This window comes from Eikenella sp. NML03-A-027, assembly GCF_001648395.1.
In the GTDB taxonomy this organism is placed as follows: Bacteria; Pseudomonadota; Gammaproteobacteria; order Burkholderiales; family Neisseriaceae; genus Eikenella; species Eikenella exigua.
On sequence record NZ_LXSM01000016.1, the window covers coordinates 158,061 to 172,834 of the forward strand.

The 14,774-nt window shown below is 58.2% G+C and carries 15 protein-coding genes and 2 pseudogenes; 5 read left to right on the forward strand and 12 right to left on the reverse strand.

Annotated elements, in window-relative coordinates:
• Positions 1-42: 42 nt before the first annotated feature.
• The 3 genes from A7P96_RS06260 to A7P96_RS06270 all read right to left on the reverse strand — a co-directional run bounded on the left by A7P96_RS06260 (position 43) and on the right by A7P96_RS06270 (position 2,386).
• Entirely contained in the window at positions 43-1,539 is a 1,497-nt protein-coding gene (locus tag A7P96_RS06260; protein WP_067525625.1) for a YifB family Mg chelatase-like AAA ATPase, read from the reverse strand.
• A gap of 10 nt (positions 1,540-1,549) precedes the next feature.
• Positions 1,550-1,816, reverse strand: coding sequence for an accessory factor UbiK family protein (locus tag A7P96_RS06265; RefSeq protein WP_003822106.1), 267 nt, complete (start codon positions 1,814-1,816; stop codon positions 1,550-1,552).
• A 114-nt stretch (positions 1,817-1,930) separates the two neighbouring features.
• Positions 1,931-2,386 carry a DUF4149 domain-containing protein gene (locus A7P96_RS06270; protein ID WP_067446265.1) on the reverse strand — a complete coding sequence of 152 codons (456 nt, stop codon included), beginning with the start codon at positions 2,384-2,386 and terminating at the stop codon, positions 1,931-1,933.
• A 149-nt stretch (positions 2,387-2,535) separates the two neighbouring features.
• Between A7P96_RS06270 and ttcA the strand changes: the two genes are divergently transcribed.
• From ttcA to A7P96_RS11520, 3 genes and pseudogenes are all read left to right on the forward strand, one after another.
• Positions 2,536-3,489, forward strand: a complete 954-nt coding sequence (ttcA, locus tag A7P96_RS06275) for a tRNA 2-thiocytidine(32) synthetase TtcA (protein WP_067525628.1) — start codon at positions 2,536-2,538, stop codon at positions 3,487-3,489.
• Complete coding sequence (locus A7P96_RS06280; protein ID WP_067525630.1) at positions 3,479-4,162, forward strand: CPBP family intramembrane glutamic endopeptidase; 684 nt, start codon at positions 3,479-3,481, stop codon at positions 4,160-4,162. The genes ttcA and A7P96_RS06280 overlap by 11 nt, the downstream gene beginning before the upstream one ends.
• A gap of 59 nt (positions 4,163-4,221) precedes the next feature.
• Positions 4,222-4,665 (forward strand): annotated as a pseudogene (locus tag A7P96_RS11520) (DUF6678 family protein).
• Between the two features lie 54 nt (positions 4,666-4,719).
• On the opposite strand, the gene hemH reads toward A7P96_RS11520, so the two are convergent.
• The 3 genes from hemH to A7P96_RS11415 form a co-directional block, all read right to left on the reverse strand.
• On the reverse strand, positions 4,720-5,733 hold the full coding sequence (hemH, locus tag A7P96_RS06290) for a ferrochelatase (protein ID WP_067525634.1): 1,014 nt from the start codon (positions 5,731-5,733) through the stop codon (positions 4,720-4,722).
• Between the two features lie 57 nt (positions 5,734-5,790).
• Positions 5,791-8,181, reverse strand: a complete 2,391-nt coding sequence (locus A7P96_RS06295; protein ID WP_067525636.1) for a DNA translocase FtsK — start codon at positions 8,179-8,181, stop codon at positions 5,791-5,793.
• Between the two features lie 316 nt (positions 8,182-8,497).
• The gene (locus A7P96_RS11415; protein ID WP_255361174.1) at positions 8,498-8,629 is read right to left on the reverse strand and encodes a hypothetical protein; all 132 of its coding nucleotides are present in this window, start codon (positions 8,627-8,629) and stop codon (positions 8,498-8,500) included.
• 747 nt (positions 8,630-9,376) lie between these two features.
• Here A7P96_RS11415 and A7P96_RS06300 point away from each other — a divergent pair.
• Together A7P96_RS06300 and A7P96_RS06305 are read left to right on the forward strand one after the other, a co-directional pair.
• Positions 9,377-9,979 (forward strand): hypothetical protein, encoded by a 603-nt coding sequence (locus A7P96_RS06300; protein ID WP_067525638.1) that lies wholly within the window; start codon positions 9,377-9,379, stop codon positions 9,977-9,979.
• Positions 9,980-10,099: 120 nt separating this feature from the next.
• Positions 10,100-10,740, forward strand: a pseudogene (locus A7P96_RS06305) (NAD(P)H-hydrate epimerase).
• 391 nt (positions 10,741-11,131) lie between these two features.
• Here the strand turns inward: A7P96_RS06305 and A7P96_RS06310 are convergent.
• From A7P96_RS06310 to tsaB, 6 genes are all read right to left on the reverse strand, one after another.
• Complete coding sequence (locus A7P96_RS06310) at positions 11,132-11,521, reverse strand: hypothetical protein (protein WP_067525640.1); 390 nt, start codon at positions 11,519-11,521, stop codon at positions 11,132-11,134.
• A 195-nt stretch (positions 11,522-11,716) separates the two neighbouring features.
• Positions 11,717-11,911, reverse strand: a complete 195-nt coding sequence (locus tag A7P96_RS06315; protein ID WP_067438582.1) for a hypothetical protein — start codon at positions 11,909-11,911, stop codon at positions 11,717-11,719.
• A 179-nt stretch (positions 11,912-12,090) separates the two neighbouring features.
• Positions 12,091-12,429, reverse strand: coding sequence for a hypothetical protein (locus A7P96_RS06320; protein WP_067525642.1), 339 nt, complete (start codon positions 12,427-12,429; stop codon positions 12,091-12,093).
• A gap of 222 nt (positions 12,430-12,651) precedes the next feature.
• Complete coding sequence (locus tag A7P96_RS11525) at positions 12,652-13,632, reverse strand: uracil-DNA glycosylase family protein (RefSeq protein ID WP_067525644.1); 981 nt, start codon at positions 13,630-13,632, stop codon at positions 12,652-12,654.
• On the reverse strand, positions 13,626-14,069 hold the full coding sequence (gene rimI / locus A7P96_RS06330; protein WP_067525646.1) for a ribosomal protein S18-alanine N-acetyltransferase: 444 nt from the start codon (positions 14,067-14,069) through the stop codon (positions 13,626-13,628). Before rimI ends, A7P96_RS11525 begins: the two co-directional genes overlap by 7 nt.
• Positions 14,066-14,767, reverse strand: coding sequence for a tRNA (adenosine(37)-N6)-threonylcarbamoyltransferase complex dimerization subunit type 1 TsaB (gene tsaB / locus A7P96_RS06335; RefSeq protein WP_067525648.1), 702 nt, complete (start codon positions 14,765-14,767; stop codon positions 14,066-14,068). Before tsaB ends, rimI begins: the two co-directional genes overlap by 4 nt.
• Between the last annotated feature and the right edge of the window lie 7 nt (positions 14,768-14,774).

Here is a 14,774-nt window from a genome sequence, read left to right on the forward strand (position 1 = left end):
GGAATGGTAAAGGCTACCTGAAATGTTTCAGGTAGCCTTATTTTAAGACGGGGTGCGGCGGAAGCTCACGGCCTGCATCACGTGGCGCTGGTTTACGGTGTCGCTGCCGGCCAAGTCGGCCAGGGTACGGGCGATGCGCAGGATGCGGTGGTAGCTGCGGGCGGAAAGCGAAAGTTTTTCCAGCACGGCAGAGAGGGCGGCTTTGGCTTTGGGCTCGATGGCGGACAGCTCATCCAGCTCGGTTACGTTGAGCAAGGCATTGCTTTTGCCTTGCCGCTGCTGTTGGCGTTCGCGAGCGGCCAGTACGCGTTCCCGCACGGCAGCGCTGGGTTCGCCGGGTGTGGCTTGGGTAAGCTCGGCGGCGGAGAGGGCGGGCACTTCGATAATCAAATCAACCCTGTCCAGAAGTGGGCCGGAAATTTTGCCGCGATAACGGGCGATGCTTTCGGGCGTGCAGCGGCAGGGTTTGGCGGGGTGGCCGAGGTAGCCGCAGGGGCAGGGATTCATGGCGGCGACCAGCTGGAAACGGGCGGGATAGGTGGCTTGGCGGCTGGCGCGGGAAATGTGGATGAGGCCGTTTTCCAGCGGTTCGCGCAGCATTTCCAGCACCTTGCGGTCGAATTCGGGCAATTCGTCGAGAAACAATACGCCGTTGTGCGCCAGGGAAATTTCGCCGGGCTTGGGGTCGGAACCGCCGCCCACCATGGCGGCGGCGCTGGCGCTGTGGTGCGGCGAACGGAAGGGGCGGCGGCGGGAGAAGCTGTGCTGCTGGGGCAGCAGCGAACGCAGCGCCCAGGTTTCGGTGATTTCGTCGTCGGAGAGCGGCGGCAGGATGCCGGGTAGGCGTTGCGCCAGCATAGATTTGCCAGTGCCGGGCGGGCCGCTCATCAGGATGCTGTGGCCGCCGGCAGCGGCAATTTCGAGCGCGAGCCGCGCGGTGTGCTGGCCTTTTACATCTTGCAGGTCGGGATAGGGCGCTTCTTCGGCCGCTTCAGCACGGGCTTGGCAGCGGGGCAGGGCAGCGATGCCGTTGAGGTGGGCGGCCACGGCCACCAGGCTTTCGGCAGCCAATACTTCGGCACGTTCAATCAGCGCGGCCTGCCCGGCGCTTTCTTGCGGCAAAATAAAACGACGCCGCGCCTGCGTGCTCTGCCACACCATGGCCAGCGCGCCGCGCACCGGGCGCAGCAGGCCGGACAAGGCCAACTCGCCAGCCAGCTCGTATTTGGCCAATTCTTCGGGCGAAATGGCGATTTGGCCGGAGGCTGCGAGGATGCCCACGGCAATCGGCAGGTCGAAACGACCGGATTCTTTGGGCAGATCTGCCGGGGCAAGATTGACGGTGATTTTTTTGGCGGGGAAGTCGAAGCCGCTTTGGATGATGGCGGCGCGCACGCGGTCGCGGCTTTCTTTCACTTCAGTGTCGGGCAGGCCGACGATATTGAACGCGGGCAGGCCGTTGGCCAAGTGGGCTTCCACTTCCACCAAGGGCGCGGCCATGCCGCTGAGCGCCCGGCTGTATACCACCGCCAAACTCATGCCGCGATTCCTATTGCTGTTCGGAAGGGTTGGGCAGGGCGGCCGGAGCGGCGGCTTCCAGCTTGGCTAGGCGTGCTTCTAAAGCGGCCAGTTTTTCGCGGGTTTTGATGAGTACCTGTTGTTGGATGTCGAACTCTTCACGTGTTACCAAATCGAGCTTGCCGAATGTGCTGCCGAGCAGGGTTTTCACGTTTTTTTCCACGTCTTTCACCGGGCTTTCGGCAATGGCGTTGCCGATTTTTCCGGCGAGTTCGTCGAGGATTTGTTTGGCCAACATGGGGTTTCCTTTATTTTTGAAGGGTTGGGATGGGCGCATTGTATAAGTGCGGGAATAGGGCGGCAAGCAGTAAAAGGCTACCTGAAAAATTTCAGGTAGCCTTTTGGGCCCGATTTATTGCCACTCGAAACGCAGCAGGCGCATGATTAAAAACAGGCCGAGCAGGCTGATGAGCACATACAGGCTGCTGGACATGCTGTGCCAGAAAGAGAGCTCTCCACCGAGCAGGTTGGAGAGCCAATGCGTCTGCCCGCCGCGGAGGGCACGGATAAGCGGCACCAGCGCAAATTGCGAGATGGCCAGCAGCAGCCAAGTGAGGGCGACGATGCGCGAGCTGAGTTTGCTGCGTTGGCCGTAGCTGCGCTGCTGCGCCGAGAGGCCGGCCAAATAAAGAATGGCCCACACAAACAACCCGATATAGTTTACCGCGCTAAACAGCGTACCGGCCAGGTTGCCGGCCTGCTCTTTGGGCAGAGATTGGAACAATAGCGGCGCCACGCCGTAGCCGGCCAAAAGATACGCGCCAAACCACACGGCGGCCAACAGGGCCAACACTCGATTTGCAAACATTCGTTTCCTTTCTCTGCTTTTTGTTTAAAACGAAACGCAGTGTACCGTATTCTTTGCATACTTTCAGCTGCCGGGCCGATACTTTACCTGCTATAAAATCAGCCTACATTGCGTTACAATCCCGCACTTTACGTTGCCGACACACCATTATGTCCAATAAACCAAAACACGAACACGAAGCCAACAAACTGCACAAACGCCTGCGCCACGCCGTGGGCCAAGCGATTAACGATTTCAATATGATTGAAGAGGGCGACAAAATCATGGTCTGCCTCTCTGGCGGCAAAGACAGCTACGCCCTTTTGGACATCCTGCGCCACTTGCAAGCCTCCGCGCCGATCAATTTCGAGCTGGTGGCGGTGAATCTCGACCAAAAACAGCCCGGCTTTCCCGAACATGTGTTGCCGGAATATCTGACTTCCATCGGCGTGCCGTTCAAAATTGTGGAAGAAGACACCTATTCCACCGTGAAGCGCGTGCTCGATGAAGGTAAAACCACCTGCTCGCTGTGCAGCCGCCTGCGGCGCGGAATTTTGTACCGCACGGCCAAAGAGCTGGGCTGCACCAAAATCGCGCTCGGCCACCACCGCGACGACATCCTCGCCACCCTGTTTTTAAACATGTTCTACGGCGGCAAGCTCAAAGCCATGCCGCCCAAGCTGGTGAGCGACAACGGCGAGCACATCGTCATCCGCCCGCTGGCCTATGTGAAAGAAAAAGACTTGATCAAATACGCCGAAATCAAGCAGTTCCCCATTATTCCCTGCAACTTGTGCGGCTCGCAGCCCAATCTGCAGCGGCAGGTGGTGGGCGAAATGCTGAAAGACTGGGACAAACGCTTCCCCGGCCGTATCGAAAGTATGTTTTCCGCGCTGCAAAACGTGGTGCCCTCGCATTTGGCCGATACCGAACTGTTTGATTTTGCCGGTTTGCAACGCGGTCAGACCTTGAAACACGGCGGCGATTTGGCCTTCGACAGCGAAACCGTTTTCTTTAACGCCCCGCGTGACGATGAAGACGAAGGGCTACCTGAAAAACCCGCACGCAAAGTGATTAATATCTTGGGCAGCAAGCCGAAAACCGGAGTCTGCGGTGCGGGATAAATTCATTTCACTCTTACAGTTTATTCCCCTGCTGATACTGATGCAGGTGCTGCCGACATTGGCCTGGCTGCTCGGCGGCATGGGCAGAAGCATGGCTGCCCAAGCTGTGGCTGCACTGCTGTTTACGGTTGCCGCCGTGGCCATGTGCAGGCTATCCCTGCAGCTCTACCTTAAGCAGGCAGACGGCTATTTCCATGATTGGCAAAGCCGGTTTTCCGGCAAAAAACTGTTGTGGGCGGTGGGCTATATTGCGTTGATGCTGGCCACCAACCCGCTCTACGAAATACTGATGGCTGCGCTGGGCCTAGAAAGCAGCGTGGACAACCTGCAAAATCAGCGCATGGTTATGGAAATGCTGCAACGTGCCCCGCTGACGATGGCGGCCTATATCCTGCTATTTGCGCCGATTTTGGAAGAGCTGCTGCTGCGTGGCATTTTTTTCCAAAGCTTCGGCAGCGTAGAAAACCGCACCAAACGCTGGCTGTTGTTGTTGCTGTCTGCCTTCATCTTCGGCAGCCTGCACAGCCCGCCGGTACATTACGATTTCCTGTTGTATTTCACCATAGGACTGGTGCTCGGCGCGGCCTATCTACACACCAGAGATTTGAAATACCCGATTTTGATTCATATGGTAAACAACACATTGGGCTTGGCCGGGATGTTGTTTGAGTAAGAATGGGGGAAGGCTACCTGAAAGCAGTTTGATTTTTGGGTAGCCTGATGGAGATGTCGATGCCAACAGACGAATGGGCGGAGCTCAAAAGCAAACAAGAACGCTACCGCCGCCGCGTGCGTGAATTTGTGCAGCAAAACAGACTGGTGGGTGCGATGAACAACACCAAATGGCGGGAGCTGCGTGAGGCAATGGATGAATGGAAAATGCGCCGGCCTATGAAATCAAGTATTTGTTTGACGAAATATCGGAAGCGGAGGTTGAGCAAGCCATAGCTGAAACAACGGTGGCAATCGGCGATTGGGGCCATGAGCATTTTTATCCGATGTTCGACATTAGAATGGGTGAAAATTCGGAAATTGCGCTCGGTGTTTCGCGGGCACCTGATTGCGCGGGAAATCGTGGATAATAGCGAGGGTATCCGCGCGATATTGGATCGGTTTGCCATTCCATATGTGGAGGGCGAGTTGTGCTTCACGGTATATGGCTACCTGAAAGCTTGAGTGCCGGAAAAGCAAAGATACAGGCTACCTGAAAGTGTTTCAGGTAGCCTCTCTCTACACCCAGCCGCTTAAGTTTTCTTGTGCGATATCGGCCAGAGCCTCGATGAAGATGGGGTTGTCGTTGAGGCAGGGGATGAAGCGGAAGGTTTGGCCGCCGGCTTCGTGGAATTGTTCGCATCCTTTTATCGCGAGCTCTTCTAGGGATTCCAGGCAGTCGCTCACGAAGCCTGGGCAGAAAATGTCAAGTTCGCGGATGTTGTGTTTGGCAGGCAGTTCAGTGAGCAAATCGGTGGTGGCAGGACCTATCCAGCGGTTGCGGCCAAAGTGGCTTTGGAAGGCGAGATACCATTCTTGGGTGGTGAGCTGCAGGGCTTTAGCCAGCATTTCTGCGCTGGCATGGCATTCGGCCTCGTAAGGGTCGCCCTGCTGCACGGCGGCTTTGAGGATGGCATTAAAGCTGAACAGGATGCGTTGGCCGCGGCCGTGCAGCTGCCAGTAAGCGCGGATATGTGCGGCCATGGCTTGGATGTAACTGGGGTGGTTGTAGAAGCGGCTGATGGTGCGCAGACTGATTTGGTTGCGCTGTTGGAGCAATACGCTCAACACCTTATCCAGCGCGGCGCCACTGCTGCTGGCAGCGTATTGCGGATAGAGGGGGATGGCGAGCAAGCGGTCTACCCCTTGGGCTTTCATGACGGCGATAGCATCGGCCACGGCAGGCACGCCGTAGGACATGGCGTGTCCCACCAGCACTTGCGGCAGCTCGGCTTGCAGGGCGGCAGCCTGTTTGGCTGTGAATACAGCCAGCGGAGAGCCTTCTCTTTGCCAGATCTGGCGGTAGCTATGTGCGCTTTTTTTTGCACGGAAGGGCAGGATGATGCCGTGCAGCAGCGGCTGCCACAACAAGCGTGGCAGCTCGACCACGCGCGGGTCGGACAAGAATTCGCGCAAGAAATGGCGCATGGCTTCGGGTGTGGGCGCAGCGGGCGTGCCGAGGTTGACCAGAAGAATGCCGACTCGAGCTTGCTGCCGGCCGCCGTGTGGCGGCTCGGGTTGGAAGTGGGGCATGGGGGCTCCTTGGGTGTTTTTATTGGAGGCTACCTGAAAACATCGGCTCCAATATTTCTATAAGTCATCCTTCCTTGCCAATATTTTACGCACTCCGCTCACATCGGCGGGGGAAACGATGCCCGCGTCTTCCAAAGCCTGCATCAGGTTGGCGGCTCGGTTGTAACCGATGCGCAGTTGGCGTTGCAGCGAGGAGATGGAGGTTTTGCGGCTTTCCAGAATAAAGGCGACGGCTTGGTCGAACATTTCGTCGCCGGCGGCATTGGGGTTGACGGCGTTTACGGTTTCCTGCGCGGCTTCGCCGGAGAGCAGGCCTTCGATGTAGTTGGCGCCCTGCTGGCGTTTGGCGAAGGAGGCTACCTCGTGCACTTCGTGGTCGCTCACAAACGCGCCTTGCAGACGCACGGGCTCGGCGCTGCCGGGCTGGAGGAAGAGGAGGTCGCCGTATTTGAGCAGGTCTTCCGCGCCCATTTGATCGAGGATGGTGCGGCTGTCGATGCGGCTTTGCACGGTGAAGGCCATGCGGGTGGGGATGTTGGCCTTAATCAGGCCGGTTACCACGTCCACGCTGGGGCGCTGGGTAGCCACAATCAGATGCATACCGGCAGCGCGGGCTTTTTGCGCCAAGCGGGCGATTTGCGTTTCCACCGCTTTTTTCTCGGTCATCATCAAATCGGCCAATTCATCAATCACAATCACGATATAGGGCAGCTTTTGCAGCGGCTCGGGCTCGTCGGGGTTGGGGCTGAAGGGATTGGGCAGCGGCTTGCCGGAAGCGGCGGCCTCGGCCACTTTTTGGTTGAAGCCGGCCAGGTTGCGCACGCCGGCATGGGCGAGCAGGCGGTAGCGTTTTTCCATCTCGGCCACACACCAATTCAGCGCCTGCCCGGCCTCGCGCATATCGGTTACCACCGGGCAGAGCAGGTGCGGAATGCCTTCATACACGGAAAGTTCCAGCATTTTCGGGTCGATCATGATAAAGCGCACTTCATCCGGCGCGGCCTTATACAGTATCGACATAATCATGGCGTTCACGCCCACCGATTTGCCCGAGCCGGTCATGCCGCCCACCAAAAGATGCGGCATTTTGCCCAAATCGGCCACCACCGGCTGCCCGGCAATATCTTTGCCCAAGGCCACGGTGAGCTTGGATTGCGCGGCGGCAAACACCGGCGAGGAAAGGATTTCGCGCAGCAGCACTTCCTGCCGCTTCTCGTTCGGCACTTCGATGCCCATGGTGCTCTTGCCAGAAATGGTTTCCACCACGCGCACCGACTGCATGGAAAGCGAACGCGCCAAATCTTTGGCCAGATTGGTAATCTGGCTGCCTTTCACGCCTTGCGCCGGCTCGATTTCAAAACGCGTAATCACCGGCCCGGCGGTGGCGCTCACCACGGTAACCTGAATGCCGAACTCGGCCAGCTTGGCCTCGATGCGCTCGGCCATGTGCTGCAGGGCTTCGGGATTGATTTCCGGTTTGTGCTCCTGCGGGCGCGTGAGCAAATCCAATTCCGGCAGCAGATATTCGCCGTCTTCGACCTGCCGTTTGGGGGCGAACAAATCTTTCTGCCGCTCGGGCGCGGGTTTTTCTTTTTCAGGTAGCCCTTGGCTGGCAGGCTGGTTAATCTGCACCGCCACCGGCTTGCGGTTGCTGCTGGCACCTTCCACCGTTGTCACTTCTTCGGCGGTGATGGTTTTTGCCGTGCGCACCATACGGCGGGCAAACTTCGCATTCGGTATGTCGCGCACAAATTGGTGCGGCTGGCGGATAAGCCGATACCATAGCCATTCCAGCTGCGCCCCCGCTTTTTCCAGCAGCGTGAGCCACGATACCTGCAACAGCAGCGACAGCCCCGCCACAATCAGCACTGCCTGCACCAGCAGGCTACCTGAAACCCCCAGCAGCCGCATAAAGCCGCTGCCGAGTGATTGGCCGATTAAGCCGCCCGCGCCCATCGGCAGGCTGTCATGCAATTCTGCCGACCAGGCCGCTGCCTCCAAAAGCGGGCTGCCAAATAGCAGCAGCGCCGCACCGCTCAAGCCCATGCCCAAGTGATACGGCTTCTTGTTGCTCTGCTTCACGCTGCGGAAATTGCGGTAGAGCCACACCGCTGCCGCCAGCAGCAGCCACCACACCGACAGCCCGAACAGATAATAGGCCACATCCGCCGTGTATGCGCCCACGAGTCCGGCCAGATTGTGCGGCTCATTATCGGTGGGAATGCTGCGCGACCAAGCCGGGTCGTCCATGGTGAAGCTCGCCAGCGCCAAAGCCAGGCACACAGAAAACAGCAGCACCAACAGCCACAGCATATCCGCCAGCAGCGAAATGGATTGTGACGCCGCCGTAGCCGCCGAAGGCATATGGCTCCGGCGCGCGGATTTGGAAGGGGGATTATGCCGGTTTGGCTTCGGCTTGGCGGGTTTGCGGGAAGGTTTCTTGCTCATATTTCACAACTGCCGGCAGCCTGATAGGGGCTACCTGAAAAACGGTGGATAACTGATTACAGCCAGGGATGACGGCCGGGAGCGGCCATACAAAACGCCGCATTATAGCAGTATTGCCCAAGGCTCGGCGCGGCAAGGGCGGGCGGAAAAGGCTACCTGAGAATCTCAGGTAGCCTTTCGGGGTTGACTTGGCGCGGTAGGGTATGTGGCGCAGCCACGCACGCGGATAGGAACTTCAAGCAACGCGTGCGTGCGTTCCGCAACACCCTACCCATGCTGCCACTATGCGTTGCAGTACGGCGGCTCGGAATGGGCGTTATTGTGTCGAATTGTTGGCAGCAATCCGGCTGACTTTGCCGTTGCGCACGAAAATGGTTACGCCTTCGGTTCTTCTTGGCAGATATGTTCCGGCATTGGTCGCCACGGGGCTGAGCTCTCTGACTGCCACTTGACCTAGCGTCGGATTTTTGCTGGTAGTGCTCAAAATATTGAACTGAGATATAGCGAAGGTGCCGGCCGCGTTTACCATGCTGGTCGTTGTTTCATCCGCTTCCCGCGTAGTTACATAATTCAGTTGCAGCGAACCGCCGGCCCGCCTAGAGGAAGTGGGCTGGCCGCACAATTCGATAACTTCATTATGGGTGGTTTGCCCCGGCTTGATGTTTTGACGAACCCAGTTGATGTTGCTGCAACCGTTTGCGGAATTGCTGCCGGGCAGGCCGAGGGTTTCACATCCGGTGAGCGTGAAAGCAGCTATAGATAGATAGGTTTTTTCATGTCCATCATAATTTCCTTAATTTACGAAATATTCGGTGCATTTCGGGCAATTTGCCTGCCGTCATGCCTTAAAACATCGGATACATCGCTCTGAAAATACTGCCTTCACAGCTTGCTGGGAATATAGCTGGTTTAATAATTTTTTGCAAGCAAATCTTTTTAAATTTGAATGCGATACATCAAATATCGGCATCAATCCGCTTCTCATCAGATTATTCCCGCCCCGAAAATTTTCAGGTAGCCTATAATCCGCGCCGTCCTATAAGCAAAGCACACACCATGAGCCACACTGAATCCCAAGCCAACACCTGTTTCCACTGCGGCCTGCCCGTGCCGCGCCCTATACGCCGTTGAACCCGCAAAGCTTGGTGAGTGGCAGCCCCGAGCATCCGCCGATTAATGTGAATATGCCTGAGCCGTGCAGCGTGCGTTCGATAATTTGGCTGCACACGCGGCGGAATACCCTGTGCAGTTCGACAACGATGCCGACCACCGCCGCGCCATCGCCGATTTGCAGCCTTTGGGCGTGCTACTCGACAGCCTCGTGCAAAACAACACGCCGCGTGCCGGTGCCGCGCCCAGCCAAGGGTATTTGGTGCTCCTGCAAATGCGCGCCCGCCTCAACTGGATAGGGCACAACCTCGATCAGGCAGGCTATGCCGAACGCGCCGAAGCCGACTACGCCCGCCTGCTTGCCCTCGCTCCTGCCGCTGCCAAACCCGCCGTGCTGGGCGAATTCGGCAATTTCCTCGCTTCCAGCGCCCGCATGGAACGTGCCATCCCCATGCTGCGCACTGCCTACCAAGCCGGTCATAAAGAAAGCGGCCGGGATTTGGCCACTGCTCTTTTAACGCAAAATAAACGCAGCGAAGCCCTGCCGCTGCTGCGCGAATATGTGCGCAACTTCCCGCAAGACCAAAAAGGCCGGGCCATCCTCAATGCGGTGGAACAGGGCAGGGTGGAAACGCACACGGTGCATCCGAGCCATTTGCAGCGTTTGTCTAAGCAGCATCGGCGTTAAAATTGCCTTGCCGATTTGAATGCAAAACAGGCTACCTGAAGATTTTAGCTTCGCAGAAACTGCAGTTTTAACTGCGTTGAAACTTTGCTTTCAGGTAGCCTGTTTGCCTAGGAGAACACTATGCCGCAGAATCCACCGAAAATCTATACCGCCGCCCAGATGCGCGAGCGCGAACAGGCTGCTGTGGCGGCCGGCACCAGCTTTTTGCAGCTGATGGAAAATGCCGGGCAGGCCGCTGCTGCCGATTTGTTGCGCCGGTTGCCCGAGCCCGGCCGCGCCCTCTTGGTGTGCGGCAAAGGCAATAACGGTGGCGATGCGCTGGTGATTGCCCGCGTGTTGCAGCAGCGCGGCTGGCAGGCCGATATTGTGCTGCTCTTGGGCGCGATACTGTCGGATTTGGCCGAAACCAACCGCCAACGCCTTCAGGGCTTGGATGGTATCCGCTTCCTGCCGGCTGAGGCATTACCTGCCGAGCTGGAGCAAGGCTACAGCCTGATTATAGACGGCATTTCGGCACCGGTTTTTCAGGTAGCCTGCCGCCCGAGGCCGCGGAATGTTGCCGCCAGATCAACCGCGCTGTTGGCTACAAAGTGGCGCTCGATATCCCCACCGGCCTCAACGGCGACACAGGAGAAGCCGCCGCCGACACCTTCCGCGCCAACCTCACCTACGCCTTCGCCGCGCTCAAACCCGCCCACGCCGGCCCCACCGCGCAGCAGTGGTGCGGCGAGATTGTGTGTTTGGATATCGGGATTGATTAGGGCGAACGGCTGACTATAGCTAAAGCACTGCTCTTCCTAGAGCGTTGGCCGCTTTGTCATACATGTGTATTGCCTGCGGCTTGCCGCCTGGTATGAGAAATGTGCTTCAGCTATAGCAAAGACTATCTGAAAACGGAGTGTGGGTTTCAGGTAGCCTTTGATGTATTGGCGGCAATCTTGTCGGCTTGCGGTTTATTGCGTTCTCCCTATGGCTAGGGTTTTAATTTCTTCCTGCTGTGTTAGCTCGCTTTGCCGTATTACTTGTACTGTTTGCCGCCCGCCGCTTGGTATGAAGAAATAATGATTTCAGCTATATGAGAAAGGTGTTTCAGCCATAGCTCTCTTCCACGGTGGGAGTGGATGATTTTCAGGTAGCCTGCCGGAATGCAGGCTACCTGAAAAATGGGCAGATGCTTGGCCTGTTTAGGGTTTGCGGTAGATCAGGCGGATGGTGTCGCCTTCTTGTGGCTTCTGGAAGCTGGAGCAGCTTGGCGATGATTTGCCGGGTGTCTTCTTCGTTGTAGCTGTGGTTCGACCAGTCGGCAAAAGTGTGGTAGGCAGCTTGGATAAAGCCCTGGTGGATACGGATGTCGGCACGGTATTGTAGGTTTTGCACCAGGGTTTCGGGCCGGATGTTTTCGATATTGCCGTATTGGCCTGGGGGCAGGGTGAGTTCGTTGTTTTCTTTGTGCAGGGTAACTTGGCCGTTGATGTCTTGCCAGGTGAGGGTGTTGTTGTCTTTCTGCACGGTGCGGCCGGGGAGGTTGAAGCTGGTTTGCACGTTGCCGCCCCAGCTGATGTGGCGGCGGGCATTGAGGAGGAAGCCTTCTGGGAAGTAGGTGTGGAGCTATGGGGAGTCGGATACGATGTGGATTTTGCTGTCGATGCAGTAGTTGGAGAGTGAACGATGGATGGTGTCGCTGCTCCGGATGGTAATTTTATTCCTAGGCTGGCAGGGGTCGAGAACGAGGTTGCCTTACCATTGGGCACTGCCGGATAGGACGCCCAGCTTGGGTTGGGTTTGGAAGTTGGCCAGGTTGGAGAAGCGGTGCATGAGCTTGAGGGAGTAGGCATTGCCTGTTTGCTGTTGGTTAACATAGAGGCTGCCGCCTGCGGTTGCGCCACTGAATACGAGGAGGCCGGCAATGCCGACGATGAGGGCTTTGTTCATGATGGGCTTTCGGGATGGTGGGGGAGAGGAAATTTTAGCATGCCTGCGGTTTGCCGCCTGATAGGGGAATCAATAATTGCTTTGGCTCTACTGAGGAAATGGTTGATTTAGCTCTAGCCGAATAATTTCAGGTAGCCTTTCGTGATGAAAAGCCTACCTGAAATTATTTTTGCATGGGCTTACTTAACGATTTCCACCGGGCCGTGGTCATCGCAGTGGTCGCTGTGTTGGTGGTGCAGCCGGCCGTTTACGATGTAGTCGATGTGGTCGCCGTGCGGTACGGCTTCGTGGCCGCAGCCTTCGCCGTGAACATGGCCGTTACAGGTTTGCACGGGGTGGCAGCCGTCGGGGTTGGTGGCGTTTACATCGAGGCTGTGTTCATCATAGTGGCTGTTGTGTTCGTGGTGCAGGTGGCCGTCGTGGATGTAGTCGATGTGGTCGCCGTGTTTAATTGCGGTATGGCCGCAGCCTTGGCCGTGAACGTGTTGGTGGTTGGCATGGGTATGGCAGTTGCTCATTTTGTTTCCTTTCATAAGGGTGTGTTTGTAGATGGGGCGATGATAGTAGAAACGGATGTTGATTGCAAGTAATTTGTTGATTTATATAAATTTATAATCCAGTATAACGTAACGGGGTAGGGTATAACATTGGCGAGAGCAGCTGAGTTTGTTTAGGTTGAATCGAAAAAATTTCAGGTAGCCTGCTGGGAAAGGCTACCTGAAAAATATTGTGCGGCTTGCTTAGGCTTTGGCCAAGGCGGCTTTGAGCTGTTTGAGGCTATGCCAGGCTTGGGCTTTGAGCTCGGGCTGGCGCAGGAGGATGGCGGGGTGGGGGACTGTGAAGGCGGGGGTATGGCCGATGAGCTGTTCGAGCAGCCAGCGGCGGGCGGGGTCGTAGAAGCTGTTGCCGAGCAGGAGGACGGCTTGCGGCTGTGCCCAGGCGAATTCTTGGCGGATAAAGGCGGCGCAGTGCACTTGTTCTTCGGGGGTGGCTTTGAGGGCGATGCGCGGTGTGCAGCGTAGCCAGGCGGTGCGGAAAACTTGTTCGGGCGCCAGGCCGATGGCGGCGAGCATGTTGTCGAGCAGCCGGCCGTGCCGGCCGCTGATGAGCCGGCCGGTTTCGTCGTCGCTGGGGGCGGGGTTGAGGCTGATCACCATGAGGCGGGCGGGTATGGCGCTGTAGCCGCTGAGGGCTTGTTTGCGCTGGCTGTGTAGGGAGCAGGTGGCACAGGCGGCGGCTTGCTGTTGCAGCTCTTCTATGTTGGCGAAGGTGGCAGGGGGCAGTGCTGCCCAAAGCCGTTGCACGGCGGCGAGGGGGTCGCTTTCGTTATCGGTTTGCGTAGGTGTGGGCTGGAGTGGTTGGGAAGTGGCCATGGCAGCCAACACGTCGGCACGGTGGCCTTGCGGGGGCGGCGTGGTGCGGGCGGCCGGTTGGTTTGGCGCAAGGGTGTGGTTTGGATGTTGCTGAAGTCCGCCGGCCCCGATTTGACGAAGTTCACCTCGTTCACTTTCAGGTAGCCTAGGTTGGGCTGCGGGGGTGATGGAGTGGGGCGGGTTGGGTTGAAGCGCGTTGTGTCCGCTTGGGCGGGGGTCGTTACGCTCGTTTTCAGGTAGCCTTTGCGATTCGGGGCGGGTGTTTTCGGCAATGCGGGCGCTGCGTTTGAGCCACATGGGGCCGAGGCCGAGGGCTTCGTGCAGGCGGGGGTAGCGGCTGCTCAGCATGGTTTCTCCATCAGCAGGGCGTCTTCGCGGCTGCCGTCCAGGCAAGGGTAGTAGCCGGGGCGGCTGCCGCAGGGGATGAAGCCGTGTTGTTGATACAGGACAATGGCAGCTTGGTTGCTGTGGCGCACTTCGAGGAAGATGCGGCGGATGTTTTTGGCATTGGCCTGTTTGAACAGGTGGCCGAGCAGCAGGCTGGCCACGCCTTGGCGGCGGTGGACAGGGGCGGTGTCGATGAGATGCAGCTCGGCTTCGTCGAGGATGGTTTGCCATACGATGAGCCCGGCCAGCTCGCGGCCTTGTTCGGCCAAGAGCACGGTTTCGTTGGCATGGCCGATGCAGGCGGCGAATTGCTTTTCCGACCAAGGGGAGGGATTGCATTGCGCATCGAGCGCGGCCAGGGCAGCGCTGTCGCCCGGGCGGGCAAGGCGGACGATCATGCCGCTCCTTTGCGCGCGGCCTGTTCGGCGGCGGTGAGGGCGACTTTGTTGCGCACGTAGAGCAGTTCGGCCTCGGCGGCGGAAACGGTGGGGTAGCGGCCGGAGGCGGCCAGCGCCAAGTAGTGCTCGGCGGTGGGCATATCGGATCGGCCGGGGAAGGGCGGGAGCTCGGGCAGGGCGAAAGCGTTGCCGATGCCGCTGATGCCATCAGGGTTGAGGCTACCTGAAAGGTTTTCAGGTAGCCTGATTTCGCCGGCTTTGCCCACTTGGTAATCGCTCAAGCGTTGTTGGGTTTGGGTGTTGAACCAAGCATAGAACACTTCGCCCATGCGCGCATCAGTGGCTGCCAGCACGGCAGCTTGGCCGGGGCAGAGCGAAGCGACTGCATCGAGGCAGGGCACGGGGATGAGCGGGATGCCGAACGGTGCGGCCAAGCCTTGTGCCACACCGGCGCCGATGCGCAGGCCGGTAAATGCGCCCGGGCCTTGGGCATAGGCGATGGCGGCCAGTTCGCGCACCGTCAGCCCGGCTTCGTCCAGCAGGACGGCAATCTGCGGCAGGATGAGTTCGGACTGCCGGTTGCCGGTTTCCTGATGGAACAGGCGGGTGTGGCCGTTGTGCCGCAACGCCAACGACAACCACTGGGTGGAGGTGTCGATGGCGAGCAGCGGCTGTTCGGCGGAAACGGTGTGGCTCATGCTATGC

Bases quoted from the DNA above. Each gene is read 5' to 3' on its own strand.
- tsaB (WP_067525648.1), bottom strand. From the start codon at position 14,767: ATGAGCCACACCGTTTCCGCCGAACAGCCGCTGCTCGCCATCGACACC.
- A7P96_RS06265 (WP_003822106.1), bottom strand. From the start codon at position 1,816: ATGTTGGCCAAACAAATCCTCGACGAACTCGCCGGAAAAATCGGCAAC.
- A7P96_RS11525 (WP_067525644.1), bottom strand. From the start codon at position 13,632: ATGCTGAGCAGCCGCTACCCCCGCCTGCACGAAGCCCTCGGCCTCGGC.
- A7P96_RS06315 (WP_067438582.1), bottom strand. From the start codon at position 11,911: ATGAACAAAGCCCTCATCGTCGGCATTGCCGGCCTCCTCGTATTCAGT.
- A7P96_RS06320 (WP_067525642.1), bottom strand. From the start codon at position 12,429: ATGAGCAACTGCCATACCCATGCCAACCACCAACACGTTCACGGCCAA.
- ttcA (WP_067525628.1), top strand. From the start codon at position 2,536: ATGTCCAATAAACCAAAACACGAACACGAAGCCAACAAACTGCACAAA.
- A7P96_RS06270 (WP_067446265.1), bottom strand. From the start codon at position 2,386: ATGTTTGCAAATCGAGTGTTGGCCCTGTTGGCCGCCGTGTGGTTTGGC.
- rimI (WP_067525646.1), bottom strand. From the start codon at position 14,069: ATGATCGTCCGCCTTGCCCGCCCGGGCGACAGCGCTGCCCTGGCCGCG.
- A7P96_RS06295 (WP_067525636.1), bottom strand. From the start codon at position 8,181: ATGAGCAAGAAACCTTCCCGCAAACCCGCCAAGCCGAAGCCAAACCGG.
- hemH (WP_067525634.1), bottom strand. From the start codon at position 5,733: ATGCCCCACTTCCAACCCGAGCCGCCACACGGCGGCCGGCAGCAAGCT.
- A7P96_RS06260 (WP_067525625.1), bottom strand. From the start codon at position 1,539: ATGAGTTTGGCGGTGGTATACAGCCGGGCGCTCAGCGGCATGGCCGCG.